We start from the raw sequence: 21,155 nt of genomic DNA, 5'->3' as shown, positions 1-21,155 counted from the left end.
GCTCGGCCCATGACCACTCCGAGTGACGCTCCGACCGAAAACGCGATGCGCCGCGCGCTCCGGCGGGCCCGCGACGGCGTCGCGCTCGACGCGACCGAGGCGGCCGTACTCCTCCAGGCGCGCGGCGAGGACCTCAAGGACCTCGCCGCGTCCGCCGCGCGGGTGAGAGACGCCGGGCTCGCCGCCGCCGGGCGGCCCGGTGTCATCACCTACTCCCGCAAGGTCTTCATCCCCCTCACCCGCCTCTGTCGCGACAAGTGCCACTACTGCACCTTCGTGACCGTCCCCGGCAAGCTGCGGGGGAGCGGCCACGGGATGTACCTCTCCCCCGACGAGGTCCTCGACATCGCCCGCCAGGGCGCGGCGATGGGCTGCAAAGAGGCTCTCTTCACGCTCGGCGACCGCCCCGAGGACCGCTGGCCCGAGGCCCGCGAGTGGCTCGACGCGCACGGCTACGACGACACCCTCGCCTACGTGCGCGCCATGGCGATCCGGGTGCTGGAGGAGACCGGGCTGCTGCCGCACCTCAACCCCGGGGTGCTGAGCTGGTCCGATCTGCAGCGGCTCAAGCCCGTCGCGCCGAGCATGGGCATGATGCTGGAGACCACCGCCACCCGCCTGTGGTCCGAGCCCGGCGGCCCCCACCACGGCTCCCCGGACAAGGAGCCGGCCGTCCGGCTGCGGGTGCTGGAGGACGCTGGCCGGTCGAACGTGCCGTTCACCACCGGGGTGCTGATCGGCATCGGCGAGACGTACGAGGAGCGCGCCGACGCCTTCTTCGAGCTGCGCCGGATCCAGCGCAGCTACCACGGCATCCAGGAGGTCATCGTCCAGAACTTCCGCGCCAAGCCGGACACCGCCATGCGCGGCATGCCGGACGCGGAGCTGGAGGAGCTGGCCGCCGCCATCGCCGTCGGCCGCCACATCCTGGGCCCGAGCGCCCGGATACAGGCGCCGCCGAACCTGGTGGACGCCGAGTACGCGCTGCTCATCGGCGCGGGCATCGACGACTGGGGCGGGGTTTCGCCGCTCACCCCGGACCACGTCAATCCCGAGCGCCCCTGGCCGCACATCGAGGAGCTGGCCGAGCGGACCGCCGCCGCCGGTTTCGAGCTGCGCGAACGCCTCACGATCTACCCGGAGTTCCTGCAGCGCGGCGAGCCCTGGCTGGACCCCCGGCTGCTGCCGCACGTACGCGCGCTGGCCGACGCGGAAACCGGCCTGGCGGATGAATCCGCCCCCGTCGAGGGGCGGCCGTGGCAGGAACCGGACGAGGGGTTCACGGCGTACGGGCGCACCGATCTGCACGCCACCATCGACACCGAGGGCCGTACGGGCGACCGGCGCGAGGACTTCGACCTCGTCTACGGGGACTGGGAAGCGCTGCGCGAGGCGGCGGCCCCAGGGATGGTTCCGGAGCGCATCGACACGGACGTACGGGCCGCGCTCGCGCAGGCCGCCGACGACCCGACGAAGCTCGGCGACGAGCAGGCGCTGGCCCTGCTGCACGCGGACGGGCCGGCGCTGGACGCGCTGTGCCGGATCGCGGACGACCTGCGGAAGTCGGTGGTCGGGGACGAGGTCACCTACATCGTCACCCGCAACATCAACTTCACCAACGTCTGTTACACCGGCTGCCGCTTCTGCGCCTTCGCGCAGCGCCGCACGGACGCCGACGCCTACACCCTGTCGCTGGACCAGGTCGCGGACCGGGCCGCCCAGGCCTGGGAGGTGGGCGCGGTCGAGGTGTGCATGCAGGGCGGCATCCACCCGGACCTGCCCGGGACGGCGTACTTCGACATCGCGCGGGCGGTGAAGGAGCGGGTCCCCGGCATGCACGTGCACGCCTTCTCCCCGATGGAGGTCGTCAACGGCGCCACGCGTACGGGGATGTCCGTACGGGACTGGCTGACGGCGGCCAAGGAGGCCGGTCTTGACTCCATCCCGGGGACGGCGGCGGAGATCCTGGACGACGAGGTCCGCTGGGTGCTGACCAAGGGCAAGCTGCCGACGGCGGACTGGATCGACGTCATCACCACGGCGCACGAGCTCGGGATCCGCTCCTCGTCGACCATGATGTACGGGCACGTGGACCAGCCCCGGCACTGGCTCGGGCACTTCCGCACGCTGGCCCGGATCCAGCAGGCCGCGCTGGCCAAGGGCGTGGCCGGTTTCACGGAGTTCGTGACGCTGCCGTTCATCCACACCAACGCGCCCGTGTACCTGGCGGGCATAGCCCGGCCCGGTCCGACGGTGCGCGACAACCGGGCGGTGACGGCGATGGCCCGGATCCTGCTCCACCCGTACATCCCCAACATCCAGACGAGCTGGGTGAAGCTGGGCGCGGAGGGCGCGGCCGAGATGCTGCGGTCCGGGGCGAACGACCTGGGCGGGACGCTGATGGAGGAGACGATCTCGCGGATGGCGGGGTCGAGTTACGGCTCGTACAAGTCGGTGCAGGACCTGATCGCCGTCGCGGAGGCGGCGGGGCGGCCCGCGAAGGCGCGGACGACGCTGTACGGGGAGGTCCCGGAGGAGCGGCAGCGGGCGGCCCGGGCCTCGGACGGGCACCTGCCGGAGCTGCTGCCCGTACTGGACTGACCCGGCCCGACCTGATCCACAGCACGCGTGAGAGCCCGGCCGGAGGGGGTGTTCCGGCCGGGCTCGCCACGTGTCCGTCGGCGGCTCGGGTCGGGGTCAGCCGACGAGGAGGTCCTTCTTGAGCTGCTTCAGCTCGTGGGAGTCGACGCCGAGGCCGTCCTTCAGGTAGCGGTCGAAGGAGCCGTACGCGGCCTTGACCTCGTCGTAGCCGGAGTTGAGGTACTCGGGGCGCACGTCGAGCATCGGCTTGTAGACGGCGGCCTGCTGGGCGGGCAGGTGGGAGAGGATCGCGTCGTTGGCGGCCTTGCGGTAGTCGTTGCTGGCCAGGTAGTCGGCCTCGACGGTCTCGCGGGGCACGCCGAGGGCGGTCAGCAGGGCGGCGTTGGCCCAGCCGGTGCGGTCCTTGCCGGCGGTGCAGTGGAAGAGCACGGAGCGGCTCTTGTCGCGCTCGATGCCTTCAAAGACCTGCGTGTAGGCCTTCTTGCCGCCCTCGCCGCTGACCATCGCCTTTTCGGCGTCGACCATGGCCCTGACGGCCTCGTCGGGGGTCTTGGGCATGGTCTGGAAGGAGCCGGAGCCGGCGAAGACGTCGGCGACGACGTAGGTGGCGCCGGCAGGGACCTTGTCGGCGTCCTTGGTGCGCTCGTCCTGCATGCGCAGGTCGAAGACCGTCTTGACGCGCAGGCGCTGGAGCTTGGCCAGGTCGTTCTCGGTCAGCTTGTTGAGGGCGTCGGAGCGGTAGACCTCGCCCATCTTGACCCACTGCCCGGTGGTGGTGCGGTAGCCGCCGGCGTCGCGGAAGTTGACCGCGCCGTCCAGCTTGATCAGGCGGTCGGCGAGGCGCAGGCCCTCGCCGCGCTCCGGCTTGAAGTCGAACCACTGGCGGTCGGCCGCGGGCAGCCCGGTGACCACGGCCTGGCCCTGGGCGCCGCCCTTGGCGACGACCTTGCCGTTCGCCTTGATCTCGACGCGCTTGGTGCCCTCGGCCTTCCACTTCAGGGTGAAGGAGCCGTCGGCGCCGGCGGTGACGGTGGCCTCGGTGAACGGTATGGAGGAGCGGTCGTGCTGGTGGCCGGACCAGGGGAGGTGGTCCCAGCCGGAGGCGGAGGCGGCGGGGGCCACGACCAGGGCGGCGGTGAGAGCGGAGGCGACGACGGTCGCGGCGAGGAGTGCCTTCTTCATGCCTCCGAGGCTGGGCGGCCGCGGGAAACGTCGGATGAACGAGGTGTGGCCGGAACCGGCCGTCTCGAAGGCGACTGGCAAAACGTGCCACTGGCTGCCGTCGGCCAGGCGGGAGGCCGAAGTCGCCGGCCGGCGCCGATCGAGATGGCGGCCGAAAGTGTTCGGATTCCGGCCGTTCTCCGCGCACTTACGGGCCGCTTGACACGGTCCTTTCGGATTTCGGCCGAACCTGTCCACTAAAGTGCGCGCCAGTGCAGGCACGGTCGGGGGGACGGTGGCGGCGATGGACGCGACAGCCGGAGCGGGTGTAGTGATCGGTACGAGCAGGACGGACAGGACGGGCGGCGGTACGGACGTACCGGGCGAAGCCGGACCTGCGGGCGCCCTGCCCGGATCCGACACCACGGGCACCCCCGGCCCGCCGGGCGCGCTGCGCGCGGTCGGCGCCACGGGGGCCCTGGCCGGCAGCGCGCGCCCCACGGGCGACCCCGCGTCCGAGGGGGCCGGTGCCGCGCAGGGCGGCGTGCCCCGCGCCGGCGGTGGCGGCCCGGCGGCGGCCGGGCCGCGCACGTCGGGGGTGAGCACCGGCCTGTGGGGGCGCTTCGAGCAGCAGGACTTCCGCAGCCGGGTACGCGGCACGCTGCTCGGCGCCGCGATAGGCGACGCCCTCGGGACCCCCACCGGGCCGGGCCGGGCGACGGACCTCGGGCCGGACCGCGCCGCCGGGCAGGGCCCCGCCGCCGGGGCGGGCTTCGGCGGGCCGGGGCTCGGGGCGGGCTTCGGCGGGCCGGGGCTCGGGGCGGGCTTCGGCGGGCCGGGCCGGGCGGCGGACGGGACGGCCGGGTACGGGACGGCCGGGTACGGGACGGCCGGGTACGGCGCGCGCGGGCGCATCGGGGCCGCCACGCAGCTCACGCTCTTCACCGTGGACGGGCTCATACGGGCCCACGTGCGCCGGGACACCGGCGCCTGGCATCCGCCCACCGACATCCACCGGGCGTACCTCCGCTGGGCCGCCACCCAGCACGACTGGGGTCCCGACGAGCGCCGCAAGGACAACGGCTGGCTCGCGCAGCAGGAGTGGCTCTACACCCGCCGCAACCCCGACCGCGCCTCCATGACCGGCTTCGCCGACGACGTCATCGGCACCCTCGACAAGCCGAAGAACCCCACCGCCGGGGACGCGGCCGCCGCGACCCGCTCGGCGCCGTTCGGGCTGCTCGTCGGCTGGGAGCCCGCCCTCGTCCTCCAACTCGCGGTCGAGTGCGCCGCGCAGAGCCACGGCCACCCCGGCGCCTACCTCTCGGCCGGCGCCTTCGCCGTCATCGTCCACGGCCTGACCCGCGGCGACTCCCCCGACTCCGCCGTCCTGCGCGCCCTCGGCCTGCTCGCCGCCCGCCCCGGCCACCAGCCCGTCACCGATGCGCTCCAGCGGGCCCTTTCGGCCGTCACCCAGGGCCCGCCCACCCCCGAGCGCATCAAAGCCCTCTCCCCCACGGCCGACGCCGAGCACACCCTCTCCGTCGCCGTCTACTGCGCCCTCGTCGCCGAGGACATCGCGCACGGACTGCAACTGGCCGTCGACCACGCCGGGGACCCGGCCGCTGCCGGCGCCCTCTGCGGCGCCCTGCTCGGCGCCCTGCACGGCGAAACGGCCCTCCCGGCCGCCCGCCTCGCCGAGCTCGAAGGCCGCGCCACGCTGCTCGAACTCGCCGACGACTTCGCCCTGGAGATGACCCAGGGCCCGGCCCTGCACGGCGCGGCCCATTCCGTTCCCGGCTGGATGGACAAGTATCCCCCGCTTTAGCCCTGCCGAATACCATTTGACCGTTACGAGCACAACCACCCCCTGGCCGCACGGAGTTCCGTACTCCAGTTCGTGATAAAAAAGCGCTATGCATTAGCCGCGTGACCGGGCGGAGTTCATGATCAATTCCACAGGGCGTGCCGTGGCACCCAGAGCCCGCCGCGCAGGCAGATTGATGCAGCGTCAGGCGTCCTGGAAGCCCAGCCTTCTTCCTTTCTTCATAACGGGCATAGCCGCCTATGTTTTTTCGTCCTGGCTCTATTACGACGAGCAGACCCTCATGGGCTGGGCCGTCACCATCCTGTGGACCCTCCCCCTCGCCAGCTCGCTCGTCGGCATCGTCGGCGCCCTGCTGACGCGCCGTCGCGTCAAGCGGCAGCGCGACTGGGCACCCCCGGAGCCCGTGTCCGAGGACCGGCTGATCGTGCTGGTCCCCACCATCGGGCGCCACGACACGTACCCCGCCCTGGAGCGCTCGGTGCTGTCGTACTGCGAGTTCATGCCCGCCTGGTTCCACGACCTGCGCATCGAGGTGCTGACCGAGGAGGGCTGCGAGGCCGCCGAGCGCATCGACGCGCTCGCCGCCACGCACCCCCTGATCCGCGTGGTCACCGTTCCGAAGGCGTACAAGACGCCGAACGGCACCCGCTTCAAGGCCCGCGCCAACCACTACTCGCACGAACTGCGCATCGCCGAGGGCGAGGCCGTCGACGACGTCTGGGTCCTGCACATGGACGACGACACCGGCGTGGGCCCCGACACCGCCCAGCAGGTCGCGCGGTTCATCAACGCCCAGCGCCGCGCCGGCGACGACGCCAAGCACCTCGCCCAGGGAATGCTGACCTATCCCCGCGAGAACGCCGTCAACCGCCTCACCTGGCTCGCCGACGCCATCCGCCCCGCCGACGACATCGCCCGCTTCGCGGTGCTCACCGGCGGCGGCACCCCGCTCGTCGGCCTCCACGGCGAACTGCTGCTGATGCGCTCCTCCATCGAGGCGACCATCGGCTGGGACTTCGGGCCCGACTCCATCTGCGAGGACGCCCACCTCGCCCTGGTCTTCTCCAGCATGTACAAGGGCCGCAGCGACTGGTTCTCCGGGCGCAGCTACGGCGCCTCGCCCTCCAACATGCGCGACTTCCTCAAGCAGCGCGAGCGCTGGTCCTGGGGCCTGGTCGGCCTGGCCTTCAACAAGTCGCTGCCGCGCAGCTCCCGGGCCCTGCTGATGTACAGCGTGACCACGTGGGTCATCGGTCCCTTCCAGCACGTCGCCGTGATCCTCGCGGCCGGCGCGCTGATGGGCGACATCAACACCTCGCCCGTCAGCCCGTGGATCCTGCCGCTGTGGGCCATCACCATGGGCTACGCGGTGTGGATGTACTGGGAAGGCCTGAAGATCAACGCCTCGGTCTCGGACAACGGCCGCCGCCTGTGGTGGGAGCCGCCGGTGGTGCTCCTGCTCATGCCCTTCTTCGCCATCTGGGAGGCGGTCGGCTCCTTCAAGGGCCTGCTGCGCTACCTGCGCGGCACCGAGAACCAGTTCGTCGTCATTGCGAAGCCGGCCTGATGAGAGCCCCGATGCCCACTTCCCGGAGACCCCGGTCCTCGCCCTCGTCCTCGCCCTCGTCCTCGGCCCTCGTCGCCGGGCTCGTCGCCGTCCTCGTACTCGCCCTCTCCTCCTGCGGGCTCCTCGACGACCCGGCGGCATCGCCCGGTCCCGAGACCGCCGGCGCCCCCAAGGCCGCCGCGTCCGCGCCCGCCTCCGCCCCCCAGGTCACCAAGCCCTGGAAGGAAGGCGACCCGCAACTGGGCGCCCAGGTCCTCTGGTACGCCGACCCGGCCGAGAAGGACGCCACCGTACGGACCAAGGCCCGCCGGATCGTCGACTACATCGTGGGCCGGGACATGAACTCGGTCTCGATCTCCTTCCCCTTCGTCACCAAGGGCATCACCGCCAGCAAGGTCGAGGCCGGACCGGTCACGCCGAGCATCGCCCACCTGGGCATCCTGCTCGACGAGGCCGAGGCCAGCGGGCTGCGCACGACCGTACGGCCGCTGCTCGACGAGCAGTCGCTGATGGCTCAGGACCCGCTCGCCTGGCGCGGCAAGATCAAGCCGGCCGACCCGGCCGCGTGGTTCGCCTCGTACCAGCAGTTCCTCAAGCCGTACCTGGAGCTCTCCGCCCAGCACAAGGTGAAGACCTTCGTGATCGGGACGGAGCTCTCCACCCTGGAGAACGACGCCCGTTGGAAGGGTGTCATCACCACCGCGCGGCAGTCCTTCCCCGGTGAGATCAACTACGCCGTCAACTGGGACATGTTCGTCGAGCGCGACCTCACCATGCCGGTCGATACGGTCGGTGTGGACGCCTTCTTCCCGCTGAAGCAGCTCAAGGACGACGCGCCGGTCAGCGCGGTCGTCGAGGGCTGGCAGACCTGGCTCGCGAAGAAGAAGGGCGTCGGACCCGGAAAGCTCGACAAGACCCTGCTGTACGAGGTCGGCGCGCCGGCCGAGAACGGCGGCTACGGGCATCCAGGCGCCTGGTCGGGAAAGACCGCCCCCCTCAACCTCCAGGTCCAGAAGAACTGGTTCGATGCCGTCTGCCAGGTGGCCCAGGCCCGCGGCATGGCCGGCCTGTACTGGTGGAAGCTCGACTTCCACAAGGACCCGGCCGCATCCGACGCGCAGAACGACAGCCACGACTCCTTCCTGGGCCGGCCGGCCGAGGAATCCGTGTCGGCCTGCTTCCGGCAGTGGGCGGGGCTGCGCTGAGTCGCGGCTCCCCCTTCTTCTTCCTCTCCTCTTTGCATTCCCTAGGAATCAGCACCCATGAACGAAGCGATCCTCCTTGTCGGCGGCAAGGGCACCAGACTCCAGCCGCTCACCCTGAGCCGGCCGAAGCCCATGGTGTCCGTGGCCGGCGTCCCGTTCCTCGCCCATCTCGTGGCCCGTGCGCGGGCCGCCGGCATCGAGCGCCTCGTCATGGCCACGTCCTACCTCCCCGAGACGTTCAGCGAGTACTTCGGCGACGGCTCCCGCTTCGGGCTGCGGCTCGAATACGTCACCGAGACCGAACCGCTGGGCACCGGCGGCGCGATACGCAACGCGGCGCAGCGGCTCACCGGCGGCCCGGACAGCCCGGTGGCCGTCCTCAACGGCGACATCCTGAGCGGCACGGACATCTCCGGGCTCGTCGAGCGGCACCGCGCCGCGGACGCCGATGTCACCCTGCACCTCACGCGCGTGGACGACCCGCGCGCCTACGGTCTGGTGCCGACCGGCCCCGACGGCCGGGTGCTGCGCTTCCTGGAGAAGCCGACCAGCGCGGCCGAGATCGTCACCGACCAGATCAACGCCGGCTGCTACGTCTTCCGGCGCTCGGTCATCGACTCCATACCGGCCGGACGGCCGGTATCCGTCGAGCGCGAGACCTTCCCCGGGCTGCTGGCCGCGGACGCCCGCGTCCTGGGCGTCACGGACGACGCGTACTGGCTGGACCTCGGCACGCCGGCGACCCTCGTACGCGGCTCCGCCGACCTCGTCCTCGGCCGGGTCGCCTCGCCCGCCCTGCCCGGGCCGTGCGGTGAGGCGCTGCTCCTCGAAGGCTGCCGGGTCGCCCCGGACGCGGTGGTGCTCGGGGGGAGCACCATCGGTCCCGGCGCCACGGTGCACGGCGGCGCACAGGTCAGCGGGAGCATCCTGCTCGACGGCGCCGTCGTGGAGGCCGGGGCGGTCGTGCACGACAGCGTGATCGGGGCCGGAGCGGTCATCGGGGCGGGCACGGTGCTGGACTGCGCGGTCATCGGCGACCGGGCCCGCGTCGGCAGCGGCAACGAGCTCAGGACCGGCCTGCGTCTGTGGAACGACGCCACCCTCGCCCCGGATTCCGTCCGCTTCTCGCCGGATCCGCGTCCCGCGGTCCCCGCCCAGAGCGGAGTGCGCCATGCAGCGGCCCTCTGACGGAGAGCTCCGGCCCTACCCGGACGAGTGGCAGCGGCAGGACCAGGACCAGGGCCAGGGCCAGGACCACGCGGTGGACGAAACGTTCCAGCTGCGCGTGGTGCAGCAGCCGCACCCCTACGCCGACAACGAGTGGACCCGCCACCAGGCCCCGCAGGTCCCGGCCGCCGAGTGGTTCGACCGGCACGACGAGTACGCCGCCCGCACCCCGGCCCCCGCCGAGCCGGCTCCGCAGCCGAAGCCGCAGCCCGCCGCTCCCGAGCCCGCCCCGGCCCGCCGCTTCGCCGCGGTCGACGGCCTGCGCGGCATCGCGATCATCTCCATCCTGCTCTACCACACGAGCTGGTTCGCCAACGGACTCTTCGGCGTCGACGCGTTCTTCGTCCTCTCCGGCTTCCTGGTCACCCTGCTCCTCGTCCGCGAGGTCGAGCGCTCCGGCCGCATCCGCCTCTTCCGCTTCTACAAGCGGCGCTTCAAGCGGCTGATCCCCGGCCTGCTGGTGATCCTGACCGCCGTGGTCGCCCTGGCGTACCTGCTGGGCACCCTGCGGGAAGCGAAGACCATCTCACACCAGGCCATCACCTCCCTGTTCCAGTACGCCAACTGGGCCCAGCTCGCGAACGGCAACGCGTACTGGGAGGGCAACGGCACGATCGACCCGCTCGCCGCCATGTGGTCGTTGAGCGTGACCGAGCAGTTCTACCTCGTCTGGCCGCTGGTGCTCGGCATCCTCTGCCTCGTCTGCCGCCGCCGCATCGCGGCCGTGACCGTCTTCGTCGTCCTGCTCTTCGCAGGCTCGGCGGCCGTCGCCCCGCTGCTGTTCACCGGCACGAACACCGACGAGATGTACCTGAGCACCCACACGCGGGCCGTCGCCTTCATGGCGGGCGCCGCGGCCGCCTGCATCGTCCACCTGATCCACCGCAGGGCGGACGGGCAGCGCGCCGGGGCACCGGACGCACGCGCCACCGCCGAGCCGTCGAGCGCGGTCACCGCGCTCCTGACGGCGACCGGCATCCTCGCCCTGGTCGCCATCGTCGCCCTCAGCGTCCTCGTCGACAGCTACCACAAGCCCTGGCTGTACCAGGGCGGACTGGCCGTCGTCGCCGCGCTGGTCGCGCTGCTCGCGGCCGTGCTCTGCACGGACCGGGGGCCCCTGGTCAAGCTGCTCTCCGGGAAGATCATCACGGAGATCGGGCAGCTCTCGTACACGATCTACCTGCTGCACCTGCCGATCTACTGGCTGCTCCAGAAGGGCCAGCCCGACGTCAAGCCGTGGGCCCTGCTGATCGTGGGCGGCGGCATCACCTGGTTCCTCGCGCTGCTGCTCCACTACGTCGTCACCGAACGCCTCCGGCTGCGCGACTGGCGGCCGCTGCGCGCCGTCCCGCTCATCGCCGTCGCCTGCGTCGCCATCACCGCCGGCGCGTACTACCTGCCGACCTACACCGAGCAGGAGATGCGGCCCGGCGGCAAGCCGCTCGTCATCACGGCCGGCGACTCGCTCGCCAACGACCTCGCGACCGGGCTGAGCACCCAGGGCAAGGACTTCGGCGTCATCGACGGCGGCATCGCGGGCTGCGGCCTCATGGGCGCGAACCGGGTGAAGGACCGGCAGAACCTCGTCGTCAAGAACTCCGACGAGTGCCGCGAGTCCGTCGGGACGTGGTCCGACCTGATCCGGGAACACCAGCCGCAGGCCGTGGTCGTCCACATCGGCTGGGACGCGACCCTCCAGGACGTCAAGGGCGACGGGACGTGGATGTCCCCCTGCGACGCCGACTACCGCACCCGCTACACCGAGCGGCTCAAGGCCGCCGTGACGCAGTGGCGGGAGGCGGACCCGAACGTCCCGATCCTGCTGATGAACGAGCGCACCGGCACCGGCGCCACCACCCCCGAGTGGGCGCGCTGCTTCAACGCCGTGGTGAGCCAGTACGTGACCACCGCCAAGGTGCCGCAGCTCAGGCTGGTGGACTTCGCGGGCTTCCTGTGCCCCGAGGGCCGCCCGTGCCAGGAGAAGACGCCGCGCGGCAAGCGGATGTACCCGGCGGGCGACGACGTCCACCTGACCTCCGACGGCATGGCCCACGTCACGCCGTGGCTGGAGGAGCAACTGCACAAGGCCGTCGACACGGAGAAGAAGCCGGCCTGATCGCGGCCCCCGCCGGTACCGGCCTGCCCTCTGACGCCCCCTCAACATTCGTACGCTCACCCCGTACCGTTGCGGTTCCCACGTCTCGGAGGTGCCTGAAGCCATGCGGATCGCCACGACCATCTTCCTCACCGACCGCACCGTCTCGCCCGTCCGCCTCGCCCGGAGCCTGGAGGAGCGGGGCTTCTCCGGCCTCTACCTCCCCGAGCACACGCACATCCCGGTCAGCCGCGACACCGGCGCGCCCATGGGCGGCGACCTCCCCGAGATGTACGGGCGCACCCTCGACCCCTTCGTGGCCCTGGGACAGGCCTCCGCCGTGACCGAGCGGCTCCGGCTCGGCACCGGGATCACCCTGGTCGCCCAGCACGACCCGATCGACCTCGCGAAGCGGATCGCCACGCTGGACCACCTGTCCGGCGGCCGGTTCACCCTCGGCATCGGCTACGGCTGGAACGTGGAGGAGGCCGCCGACCACGGCGTCGAGTGGCGCACCCGCCGCGAGCTGGTCCGCGACCGGATGGCGCTGATGCGCGCCCTGTGGGCCCCCGAGCCCACGGCGTACGTCGGCGAGTACTCCTCGGTCCAGGCCAGCGCCGCCCACCCGAAGCCGGCCCAGGCCCCGCGCGAACTGGGCCCCGGCGTCCCCCTGTACGGCCCCCGCACCCTGATCGGCGGCGCGGCCGGCCCGAAGCTCTTCGCCGCCATCGCCGACCACTCCGACGGCTGGCTCCCGATCGGCGGCCGCGGCCTGACCGAGTCCATGCCGGTGCTCCGTCAGATCTGGGAGACCGCCGGCCGCGACCCGAAGACCCTCCAGGTGATCCCGTACGCCGTCCAGCCCACGCCCGGCAAGATGGCCCACTACGCCGACCTCGGCCTCGACGAGGTCGTCCTGCAACTCCCCTCGGCCCCGGAGGCGGAGGTCCTGCGCACCCTGGACGACTTCGCCCAGTACCTCTGACCTGCGGTGCGTGCGCAGGGGCGGCGTTCACGGGGTCCCGCTTCCCCGACCGCTCAGCTCGGCCCAGACCGTTTTGCCGATCAGGCGGTCGAGGACGCCCCAGTCGGTGGCGACGGCGTCGACGATGCGGAGGCCGTAGCCGGATTCCGCCTGGTAGGCGTGCGGCCGCAGGGCCGGGCGGCGGTCGCGGCGGGCGTCGGAGACCTCGATGCGCAGGACGCCCGCCAGCAGGGTCATCCGGAGCTCGAAGTCCCGCCCGGGCACCCGGCCGTGGGTGACGGCATTGGCGGCGAGCTCGGCGACCAGCAGCCCGGCATCGACGGAGAGCGCGGTGGACTCGGGAATCCCCCACGCGTGCAGCTCCACGAGGGCCAACTGCCGGGCGAGGCGGGCCCCGCGCCGGGTGCAGCTGAAACGCTGAGTGAACGTGCGTACGAAGGCCACGGCGGGGCCGGAGGGTGCGGTCATGGTGCACAACGTCCCGCGCGACCAGGGGAGTTCCCAGCACGTCACCTACTACTTTTCAACTGTACGAGCCCACTCTCTGGACAGTAGCGGTCACCGTCCGTGAACCTGTTTGCGGAGGTGACCGCGATGACGCATGCCGACGAGAGCGGTGACGGCGAGGTAGAGCCGGACAACGACCTGCGGAGTTTCGGGGAGATGGTGAAGGCCTCCCGCAAACGGGCCGGCCTGACCCAGGAGCAACTGGCCGACCAGATCGGCTACTCGGTCCAGTACGTGGGCTCGGTGGAGCAGGGCCGACGCCACCCGTCCACGCGGTTCGTCGACCGCGTGGAGGTGGCGCTGGATGCCTTCGGGGTCATCCGGATCGCGGCCAACCAGCTGACGCGGCGACGGGGGCTGGCGAAGTGGTTCAGGAGGTGGGCGGAGCTTGAGGAGAAGGCCCGCACCCTCAATACCTACGAATCACGGTCGATTCCGGGCCTGTTACAGACCGAGGCCTACGCCCGCGCCCTGGTCGAGGCCGTCCTGCCGCCGCCCACCGCCCAGGAGGCGGAGGCCCGCATCACGGCCCGACTGAACCGACAGCGACTCCTGTACCGGACTCCGTACACGGTCTTCAGCTTCATCATCGACGAGGCGGTGATCCTCCGGCAGACCGGCGGCCCCGAGGTGACCCGCGAGCTGATCGACCACCTGCTGGAGTGCGCCCGACTGCCCAACGTCGATCTGCAGATCATGCCGCTGATCAGCCCCGACCACGCGGGCCTCGGCGGCTCTTTCCAGCTCCTCGAAACCGAGGATCACGAATGGGCGGGGTACAGCGAGGGCCAGCAGTCGGGTCGGGTGCTAACCGACCTGAAAGACATCAGCCTGCTCCACCAGCGGTATGCCAAACTTCGCATCCAGGCCCTCAATCCTGCGGACAGCGCGGGCCTGTTGATGCGATTGCGAGGATCCCTGTGAACAGCTCCCAACTCCGCTGGTTCAAGAGCAGCTACAGCAGTGGTGACGGCGACAGCTGCGTCGAGGTCGCGCTCTCCTGGCACAAGTCCACATACAGCGGCAGCGAAGGCGACAGCTGCGTCGAGGTCGCCACCTGCGCCGACACCGTCCACATCCGGGACTCCAAGGTGGCGGCCGGTCCGGAGCTGGCCGTCGGCGCCGGCGCCTGGGCCGGGTTCCTCGGTGGGGTGACGGGCGGTCGCTGACCCGCTCGCACGGGATTTCGTACGCTGATCCCATGATCGATTCACGTACCCACATCCGTGTCGCCCGCCCCTCCCTGGACCTGAAGGCCGTCGAGCGGTTCTACGTCGACGGCCTCGGGCTCGACGTGCTGTGGCGCAGCGAGAACAGCGGGCCCGGCGAGCACGACCTGCTGATGGTCGGTCCGGCCGGGGGCGGCTGGCACTTCGAGCTGACCCGGGATGCCGACCACCCGATCGCGCCCGCGCCCACCGTCGACGACCTCTTCGTGGTCTACCTGGGCGAGGCGCCGGACGAGGCCCTCGTCCAGCGCCTCGTCGACCACGGCGGGACCCGCGTGGCCGCCCACAACCCGTACTGGGACGAGTGGGGCGTCACCGTCGAGGACCCCGACGGTTACCGGCTCGTGCTCTGCTCCCGTACCTGGGGCTAGGCCCGGTCAGCCGATCTTCGGGGCGCTCGGCAGCCCGTTCTTGAGGGCCGTCCCGGTGCCCGACAGGGAGCTGTCCGTCGCCTTCGAGGCGGAGCCGACGGCGCCGGCGGTGACTCCGACCGCCGTCTTCGCGTCGTCGACGGTCTGTCCGGGGCGGTTGACGATCTCGCCGACCCGCTGGGTGATGGGCGGCCCCTCGATGGCCCGCTCGTCGGCGTGCGCGGCAACGGGGGTGAGGGCGAGGGCTGCGCCCCCGGACAGGACCAGGGCGGCAAGGGTGCGCTTGATGGCAGTCATGCCCCGCCCAACGACCCCGCCGCTCCCCGGGTCACCCTCTCCGACCCCCTTTGGAGTGAGGCCTCCGCGGATCCCGAGCCATCGATATGACACTTGCGTAATATGCTGCACCTGTCATACTCGGAGGAAGGTCCGTGGACTGGGAAGTGATCGTCGTGGAGCCTGCTCTTTCCTGGCTGCACACTCTGCGCCAAAGCGACCGCCCTCCACTCATCCAGATCAGCAAGGCCATCACCGCTCTGCGGCAAGAAGGACCGGCCATGGGCCGCCCCCTGGTGGACACCGTCAAGGGATCCCGGTTGACCAACCTCAAGGAGCTTCGACCCGGGTCTGCCGGCGCCAGCGAAGTGCGGCTGCTGTTCGTCTTCGACCCACTGCGGCGCGCGGTGTTCCTCGTCGGTGGGGACAAAACCGGCGACTGGCAGGGGTGGTATCGCTCCGCGATCCCCCAAGCCGAGAAGGCATACGAGGATTACCTGACGCAACCGGAGGAGGACACACCATGAGCCAGAAACCCGAGCGCCCCACCCAGGCTGCCCGCTGGGACGACCTCGTCGAGGAATTCGGCTTCTCTCCCGCCGAGCGGGCCGAGATCGACCGCGGCGCCGCGGAGATGATCTCCGTCGTACGCGCCCACCGCCTGGCGGAGGTGCGCAAGCGGCAGCACACCACACAGGTTCAGGTCGCCGAGGCCATGGGGGTCACCCAGGCTCGCGTCTCGCGGATCGAGAGCGGCGAACTAGAGCGCAGCGAGGTCGAGACCCTCGCCGCTTACGTGCGCGCCCTTGGCGGCAAGCTGAAGATCGTGGCCGAGTTCGGGGACGAGCAGTACGTTCTCGGGTGAACGCCCGCGGCCCCGGATCGGGGGACGATCCGGGGCCGCGGGGATGACTCGGCTGGTGGGGGCGCGGGGCGCCCGGGGTCAGTCCTCGACGACCAGGGCCGGGGTGGACGTGGTGAGGACCTCGCCGCGGAAGAAGGCGGGGCTGCGGCGCTCGGTGACGAACATGATCACCAGGCCGAGGGCCAGCAGGCCGACGCCGATGACGAAGACGTTGCCGACGTCGAGGCCGGGGATGTGGGAGCCGGAGCCGTAGGACGGGTCCCAGGCGTCGTACAGGGTCTTGAAGAAGACCGCGGCCAGCAGCACGCCGCCCAGGATCGGGAAGACGCCCTTGAAGAAGAGGTCGCGGGCGGAGCGGCCGAGTTCCTTGCGGAAGTACCAGGCGCAGGCGAAGGCCGTCAGCGAGTAGTAGAAGCAGATCATCAGGCCGAGCGCGAAGATCGTGTCGGTCAGGACGTTCTCGCTGACCAGGGTCATCACCGTGTAGAAGGCGCCGGTGGCGAGGCCCGCCATGACCGTGGCGCGGCCCGGGGTCTTGAACTTCGGGTGGACCTTGGCGTAGGAGGGCGGCAGCGCCTCGTACGTCGACATGGCCAGGACCGTGCGGGCCACCGGGATGAAGGTGGTCTGCAGGGAGGCGGCGGCGGAGGCCAGGACCGCGACGAAGAGCAGGATGCCGAGCACCGGGCCCATCACGGGGCCGGCGAGGGCGGCGAAGACGTTGCCGGAGGTCTCCTCGTTGCCGAGGCCCAGGCCCTCACCGCCGGAGCCGACGGCCATCTGGGCGGCGATGCCGGTGGCCAGGTAGGAGCCGACCAGGACGACCATCGCGATGAGCGAGGCGCGGCCCGGGGTCTTGGCGGAGCCGGTGGTCTCCTCGTTGGTGGCCAGGCAGGCGTCCCAGCCCCAGTACATGAAGATCGAGAGCGAGAGTCCGGCGGTGAAGGCCGCCATGGACTCGACCGCGAAGGGGTTCATCCAGGACCAGGAGAAGTCCAGGCCGGTGTCGAAGGTGCCGGCGGAGGCCTTCTGGAAGGCCATGACGACGAAGATGGCGAGCACGGCGAGCTGGAGGCCGACCAGGGCGTACTGGACGCCCTTGGTGGCCGTCATGCCGCGGTAGCTGATGGCCGTGGCGGCCGCGATCAGGGTGAGGCAGGTGGCGATGTGGACGAGCTTGTTGTCGTCCAGGGCCGCGATCGACGGATTGCCCGTGATCTCACCGGCCAGCAGCCAGAAGTACGAGGTGGCGACGCCGGCGAGGTTGGAGAGCACGATGATCGTGGCGATCACCAGGCCCCAGCCGCACATCCAGCCGATCCGCGGGCCGAAGGCCTTCACGGTCCAGGTGAAGGAGGTGCCGCAGTCCGGCATGGCCTTGTTGAGCTCGCGGTAGGCGAAGGCCACCAGGAGCATCGGGAGGAAGCCGGCGAGGAAGATCGCGGGCATCTGCATGCCGACCTCACCGGCGGTGGAGCCGAGGGTCGAGGTCAGGCAGTAGACGGGGGCGACGGTGGAGATGCCGATGACGGCACTGCCCACCAGTCCGACGGACCCCTTGCCGAGGCCCTTGCCGCGAACGTCGCCCTCGGCGACGCCGCTTACCGTGTCTCCGACCTGAGGCCGAACGTCCAGCTGAGTCATGAGTCAGGACGTTAGACGGTGCGTATTCCACATCCGGAGGTCTAAGGTCCGGATCTCCACGGCCCAAATTGCCTTGGAATCTTGAGGCCGAGAGAGTTCACGATCGCGCAATGAAAGGTTCACGAACCCGCCGATCATTGTTTCGGCGGGCCCGGACGTTCGCTTTCGCCATGCGGAAACCGCAGCTGTGTCCGTTTTGGGCGGTTTCAAACTTTCCAGGTCAACATTTGGTCAAGCCCATACGATCGACTGGGTTTCGCTGTAGGCATGGAGGGCGTATGAGCCCACATCCCTTCCCACGCCCGACTTCTTGAAGCCGCCGAAGGGTGCCTCCATGTTGCGGCCGATGGTGTTCACCCCCACCCCGCCCGCCCGCAGCCGGCGCGCCACGCGGAACGCGCGGGCCGAATCCCCGGACCACACGTAGCTCAGCAGGCCGAAATCGCTGTCGTTGGCCAGCCTGACCGCCTCGTCCTCCCCGCTCGCCCCGTCCCCGTCGAAGGGAACGACCACGACCACCGGGCCGAAGATCTCCTCCCGGACCACGCGCATGTCGTTGCTGCAGTCCACGAGGAGGGTGGGCGCCACGTAGAAGCCGCGGCCCTCCCCCACCACCGGGCGCTCGCCGCCGTACGCGATCCGCGCCCCCTCCTTCCGGCCCAGCTCGACGTACGACTCCACACGGTCCCGGTGCGCCGCCGAGATCACCGGCCCCACCACCGTGCCCGCCGCCCCCGGGTCGCCGACCTTCATGAAGGCCAGGTAGCCGGTGAGCTTCTCGATCAGCCGGTCGTACACCGCCCGGTGCGCGATCACCCGGGTCGGAGCCGTACAGATCTGCCCGGAATAGAAGGAGAAGGTCGTCCCGATCCCCATCACCGCCGCGTCCAGGTCCGCGTCGTCCATGACGACCGCCGCGCCCTTGCCGCCCAGCTCCATCAGCTGCCGCTTCATCGTCCGGCCGCAGACCTCCGCGATGCGCTGCCCGACCGCCGTGGAGCCGGTGAAGGACACCATGTCCACGTACGGGGAGTCCACCGCGGCCTCGCCCACCTCCACCGAGGTGCCCGACACCACGTTCACCACGCCCGCCGGGACCCCGGCCTCGTGCAGCGCCTCGGCCATCTTGAACACCGACAGCGGATCCTGCGGGGCCGGCTTGACCACCACCGTGTTGCCCATGGCCAGGGCCGGGGCCACCTTGCCCGCCGGATTCGCCCACGGGTTGTTGTAGGAGGTGATGCAGGTGACCACGCCGACCGGCTGGCGCACCTCCAGCGCCCCCAGGATGCTCGCCTTCCCCATCGGGCCGGCCTCCGTCACCTGCGGCGGAAGACCCCGCTCCACCGGCTCCAGGGCACCCTTCGCGTACCGCCGGAAGCGGGAGACCCCGACCCCGACCTGCATGCCGCGCGCGATCCCGGTCGGCGCGCCCGTCTCGGCCTGGGCCAGCGCGGCCCACGGCTCGTACTCGCGCTGCATGATGTCCGCGGCCCGGTCGAGGATCGCCGCCCGCTCCTCCGGCTTCGTACGGGACCAGGCCTCGAAGGCCCCGGCCGCGGCGCGCGCCGCCTCCTCCACCTGGGCGCGCGAGGCCTCCGGTGCGAGACCGACCACGGATTCGTCCGCCGGATTGACCACCTCGTAGTGGCCGCCCTCGGGCTCCACCCACTCGCCGCCGACGTACAGCCGCTGCGCCTCGGTCATCGGGTGCTCACCGTCCTCGTGTCCCGGCCCGACCGGAGCACGATGCCCGGTATCGCGCCCGTCACCTCGTCGTCGCGGATGGTCTCCACGCCGTTGACCCGTACCGACACGATCCCGATGGCCCGCGCGTCCAGCCGCGGACTGTCCCCGGGCAGGTCGTGCACGAGCGTCGCCGGGCCGGCCTCGATCCGCTCCGGGTCGAAGAGCACCAGGTCCGCGTGGAAGCCTTCGGCGATCCGGCCGCGCTCGCGCAGCCCGAACAGCTGGGCCGGGTCGTCCGTGAGCATCCGTACCGCCTGCTCCAGCGGGACCAGCTTGCGGCCGCGCAGGCAGTCGCCGAGGAAGCGGGTCGTGTACGGGGCCCCGCACATGCGGTCCAGGTGCGCGCCGGCGTCGGAGCCGCCGAGCATCACGTCCTCGTGCTGCCAGGTCTCGGCGCGCAGGGCCCAGCTCGCCGGGTCGTTGTCGGTGGGCATCGGCCAGAGCACCGTACGCAGGTCGTCGTCGGCGCAGATCTCCACCAGGCAGTGGAAGGGGTCCTGGCCGCGCTCGGCCGCGATGTCGTTGACGACCCGGCCGGAGAGGCCCTCGTTCTCCTTGCTGTACGTGTCGCCGATGACGTAGCGCCCGAAGTTGGCGAGGCGGCGGAAGACGCCGGCCTCCTTGCTCTCGGCGCGGCGCAGCATCTCGGCCCGTACGTCCGCGTCGCGGAGCTTCTCGATCCGCTCGGGGACGGGCAGGCCGAGGACCTCACCCCAGCCGGGGATGAGGTTGAGCGCGCAGAAGGTGCCGAGCGACATGTTCATGGGGGTGAGGATCGGCATGGTGAGGGCGACGATCCGGCCGCCGGCCTTGCGGGCGCGCTCACTGGGGATCAGCTGGCGCGGGACGCGCTCGGGGACGGAGGCGTCGATGGTGAGGACGTTCCAGTTGAGGGGCCGCCCGGCGGCGGCGCTCATGTCGACGAAGAGGTCGATCTCCTCGTCCGCGAACTGGTCGAGGCAGCCGGCGACGATCGCTTCGAGCTGGGTGCCCTCGTGGTCGGCGACGGCGCGGGAGAGCGCGAGGAGCTCCTCCGGCTTCGCGTGCCGGGACGCCACCGGGTGCCCGGCGCCGTCGGAGTGGGTGGAGGACTGGGTGGTGGACAGGCCCCAGGCGCCGGCGTTCATGGCGTCGTGGAAGAGGTCGAGCATCTGCTGCATCTGCTCGGGGGTGGGCTGCCCGCCGACGGCGTCCTCGCCCATCACGTGGCGGCGCAGGGCGCAGTGGCCGACCATGAAGCCGGCGTTGACGGCGATGCGGCCTTCGAGTGCGTCGAGGTACTGGCCGAAGGTGGACCAGGTCCAGTCGACGCCCTCCTCCAGGGCCTTGAGGGCCATGCCCTCGACCTTGCTCATCATGCGGCGCGTGTAGTCGGCGTCTTCGGGGCGGGCCGGGTTGAGCGGGGCCAGGGTGAAGCCGCAGTTGCCGCCGGCGACGGTGGTGACGCCGTGGTTCATGGAGGGGGTGGCGTACGGGTCCCAGAAGAGCTGGGCGTCGTAGTGCGTGTGGGGGTCGATGAAGCCGGGGGTGAGGACCAGGCCGGTGGCGTCCTCGCTGGTGCGGGCCTCTTCCGTGACCGTGCCGGGGTCGCCGATGGCGACGATCCGCCCGTCGCGTATCCCGACGTCTGCGACGCGGGCGGGGGTGCCGGTGCCGTCCACGACGGTCGCGCCCTTGATGAGGTGGTCGAGCATGACGTCCCTTCTGGGTTGCGGTCTCGCGGGTGCGGGTGCGGATGCGGGTGCGAGGTCCGGGTGCGGCGCCGCTGCTGGGGCTCCGCCCCAGACCCCGCGCCTCAAACGCCGGCGGGGCTGGATATGGCCGCTGCCGGAGGCACATCCAGCC

General features: G+C 71.2%; 17 protein-coding genes and 1 pseudogene. 12 read left to right on the top strand and 6 right to left on the bottom strand.

Annotated elements, in window-relative coordinates; translation table 11 throughout:
- Positions 1-9: 9 nt before the first annotated feature.
- Complete coding sequence (locus ACFWBN_RS18710; protein WP_385177955.1) at positions 10-2,601, top strand: bifunctional FO biosynthesis protein CofGH; 2,592 nt, start codon at positions 10-12, stop codon at positions 2,599-2,601.
- A gap of 96 nt (positions 2,602-2,697) precedes the next feature.
- Here ACFWBN_RS18710 and ACFWBN_RS18705 read toward each other — a convergent pair whose 3' ends face one another.
- Complete coding sequence (locus tag ACFWBN_RS18705; protein ID WP_385177953.1) at positions 2,698-3,783, bottom strand: tyrosine-protein phosphatase; 1,086 nt, start codon at positions 3,781-3,783, stop codon at positions 2,698-2,700.
- Positions 3,784-4,360: 577 nt separating this feature from the next.
- On the opposite strand from ACFWBN_RS18705, the gene ACFWBN_RS18700 reads away from it, so the two are divergent.
- The 6 genes from ACFWBN_RS18700 to ACFWBN_RS18675 all read left to right on the top strand — a co-directional run bounded on the left by ACFWBN_RS18700 (position 4,361) and on the right by ACFWBN_RS18675 (position 12,669).
- Entirely contained in the window at positions 4,361-5,590 is a 1,230-nt protein-coding gene (locus ACFWBN_RS18700; RefSeq protein WP_385178085.1) for an ADP-ribosylglycohydrolase family protein, read from the top strand.
- 175 nt (positions 5,591-5,765) lie between these two features.
- Positions 5,766-7,157, top strand: a complete 1,392-nt coding sequence (locus ACFWBN_RS18695) for a glycosyltransferase family 2 protein (protein ID WP_385177951.1) — start codon at positions 5,766-5,768, stop codon at positions 7,155-7,157.
- Positions 7,158-7,168: 11 nt separating this feature from the next.
- A complete protein-coding gene (locus ACFWBN_RS18690) occupies positions 7,169-8,362 on the top strand; it encodes a glycoside hydrolase family 113 (RefSeq protein WP_385177948.1) in 1,194 nt (397 codons plus the stop codon).
- A gap of 57 nt (positions 8,363-8,419) precedes the next feature.
- Positions 8,420-9,550: a sugar phosphate nucleotidyltransferase gene (locus ACFWBN_RS18685; RefSeq protein ID WP_385177946.1), complete on the top strand. Its 1,131-nt coding sequence runs from the start codon at positions 8,420-8,422 to the stop codon at positions 9,548-9,550.
- Entirely contained in the window at positions 9,534-11,705 is a 2,172-nt protein-coding gene (locus ACFWBN_RS18680; protein WP_385177943.1) for an acyltransferase family protein, read from the top strand. The genes ACFWBN_RS18685 and ACFWBN_RS18680 overlap by 17 nt, the downstream gene beginning before the upstream one ends.
- 103 nt (positions 11,706-11,808) lie before the next feature.
- On the top strand, positions 11,809-12,669 hold the full coding sequence (locus tag ACFWBN_RS18675) for a TIGR03619 family F420-dependent LLM class oxidoreductase (RefSeq protein ID WP_385177941.1): 861 nt from the start codon (positions 11,809-11,811) through the stop codon (positions 12,667-12,669).
- Between the two features lie 27 nt (positions 12,670-12,696).
- On the opposite strand, the gene ACFWBN_RS18670 is transcribed toward ACFWBN_RS18675, so the two are convergent.
- A complete protein-coding gene (locus ACFWBN_RS18670; RefSeq protein WP_385177939.1) occupies positions 12,697-13,137 on the bottom strand; it encodes an ATP-binding protein in 441 nt (146 codons plus the stop codon).
- A gap of 126 nt (positions 13,138-13,263) precedes the next feature.
- Between ACFWBN_RS18670 and ACFWBN_RS18665 the strand changes: the two genes are divergently transcribed.
- The 3 genes from ACFWBN_RS18665 to ACFWBN_RS18655 are packed head-to-tail and all read left to right on the top strand — an operon-like array spanning position 13,264 to position 14,776.
- Complete coding sequence (locus ACFWBN_RS18665; protein WP_385177937.1) at positions 13,264-14,100, top strand: helix-turn-helix domain-containing protein; 837 nt, start codon at positions 13,264-13,266, stop codon at positions 14,098-14,100.
- On the top strand, positions 14,097-14,345 hold the full coding sequence (locus tag ACFWBN_RS18660) for a DUF397 domain-containing protein (protein ID WP_385177934.1): 249 nt from the start codon (positions 14,097-14,099) through the stop codon (positions 14,343-14,345). Before ACFWBN_RS18665 ends, ACFWBN_RS18660 begins: the two co-directional genes overlap by 4 nt.
- 32 nt (positions 14,346-14,377) lie before the next feature.
- Positions 14,378-14,776, top strand: coding sequence for a VOC family protein (locus ACFWBN_RS18655; RefSeq protein WP_385177932.1), 399 nt, complete (start codon positions 14,378-14,380; stop codon positions 14,774-14,776).
- Positions 14,777-14,782: 6 nt separating this feature from the next.
- Here ACFWBN_RS18655 and ACFWBN_RS18650 read toward each other — a convergent pair whose 3' ends face one another.
- Positions 14,783-15,073 (bottom strand): hypothetical protein, encoded by a 291-nt coding sequence (locus tag ACFWBN_RS18650; protein ID WP_385177930.1) that lies wholly within the window; start codon positions 15,071-15,073, stop codon positions 14,783-14,785.
- A gap of 134 nt (positions 15,074-15,207) precedes the next feature.
- Between ACFWBN_RS18650 and ACFWBN_RS18645 the strand changes: the two genes are divergently transcribed.
- Both ACFWBN_RS18645 and ACFWBN_RS18640 read left to right on the top strand, forming a co-directional pair.
- Positions 15,208-15,579: a type II toxin-antitoxin system RelE/ParE family toxin gene (locus tag ACFWBN_RS18645; RefSeq protein WP_385177928.1), complete on the top strand. Its 372-nt coding sequence runs from the start codon at positions 15,208-15,210 to the stop codon at positions 15,577-15,579.
- Positions 15,576-15,917, top strand: a complete 342-nt coding sequence (locus tag ACFWBN_RS18640; protein WP_385177926.1) for a helix-turn-helix domain-containing protein — start codon at positions 15,576-15,578, stop codon at positions 15,915-15,917. Before ACFWBN_RS18645 ends, ACFWBN_RS18640 begins: the two co-directional genes overlap by 4 nt.
- Before the next feature lie 78 nt (positions 15,918-15,995).
- On the opposite strand, the gene ACFWBN_RS18635 is transcribed toward ACFWBN_RS18640, so the two are convergent.
- The 3 genes and pseudogenes from ACFWBN_RS18635 to ACFWBN_RS18625 form a co-directional block, all read right to left on the bottom strand.
- On the bottom strand, positions 15,996-17,561 hold the full coding sequence (locus tag ACFWBN_RS18635; RefSeq protein WP_385177924.1) for an APC family permease: 1,566 nt from the start codon (positions 17,559-17,561) through the stop codon (positions 15,996-15,998).
- 231 nt (positions 17,562-17,792) lie between these two features.
- Positions 17,793-19,268 carry an aldehyde dehydrogenase family protein gene (locus ACFWBN_RS18630; RefSeq protein WP_385177922.1) on the bottom strand — a complete coding sequence of 492 codons (1,476 nt, stop codon included), beginning with the start codon at positions 19,266-19,268 and terminating at the stop codon, positions 17,793-17,795.
- Positions 19,265-21,016, bottom strand: a pseudogene (locus tag ACFWBN_RS18625) (amidohydrolase family protein); the annotation flags it as partial. The pseudogene ACFWBN_RS18625 and the gene ACFWBN_RS18630, both read right to left, overlap by 4 nt.
- Positions 21,017-21,155 lie beyond the last annotated feature (139 nt).

The sequence above is a fragment of the Streptomyces sp. NPDC059989 genome (assembly GCF_042736975.1).
GTDB lineage: Bacteria > Actinomycetota > Actinomycetes > Streptomycetales > Streptomycetaceae > Streptomyces.
The sequence above is the reverse complement of the archived record's forward strand: the minus strand, read 5'-3'. Positions and strand labels throughout refer to the sequence as shown.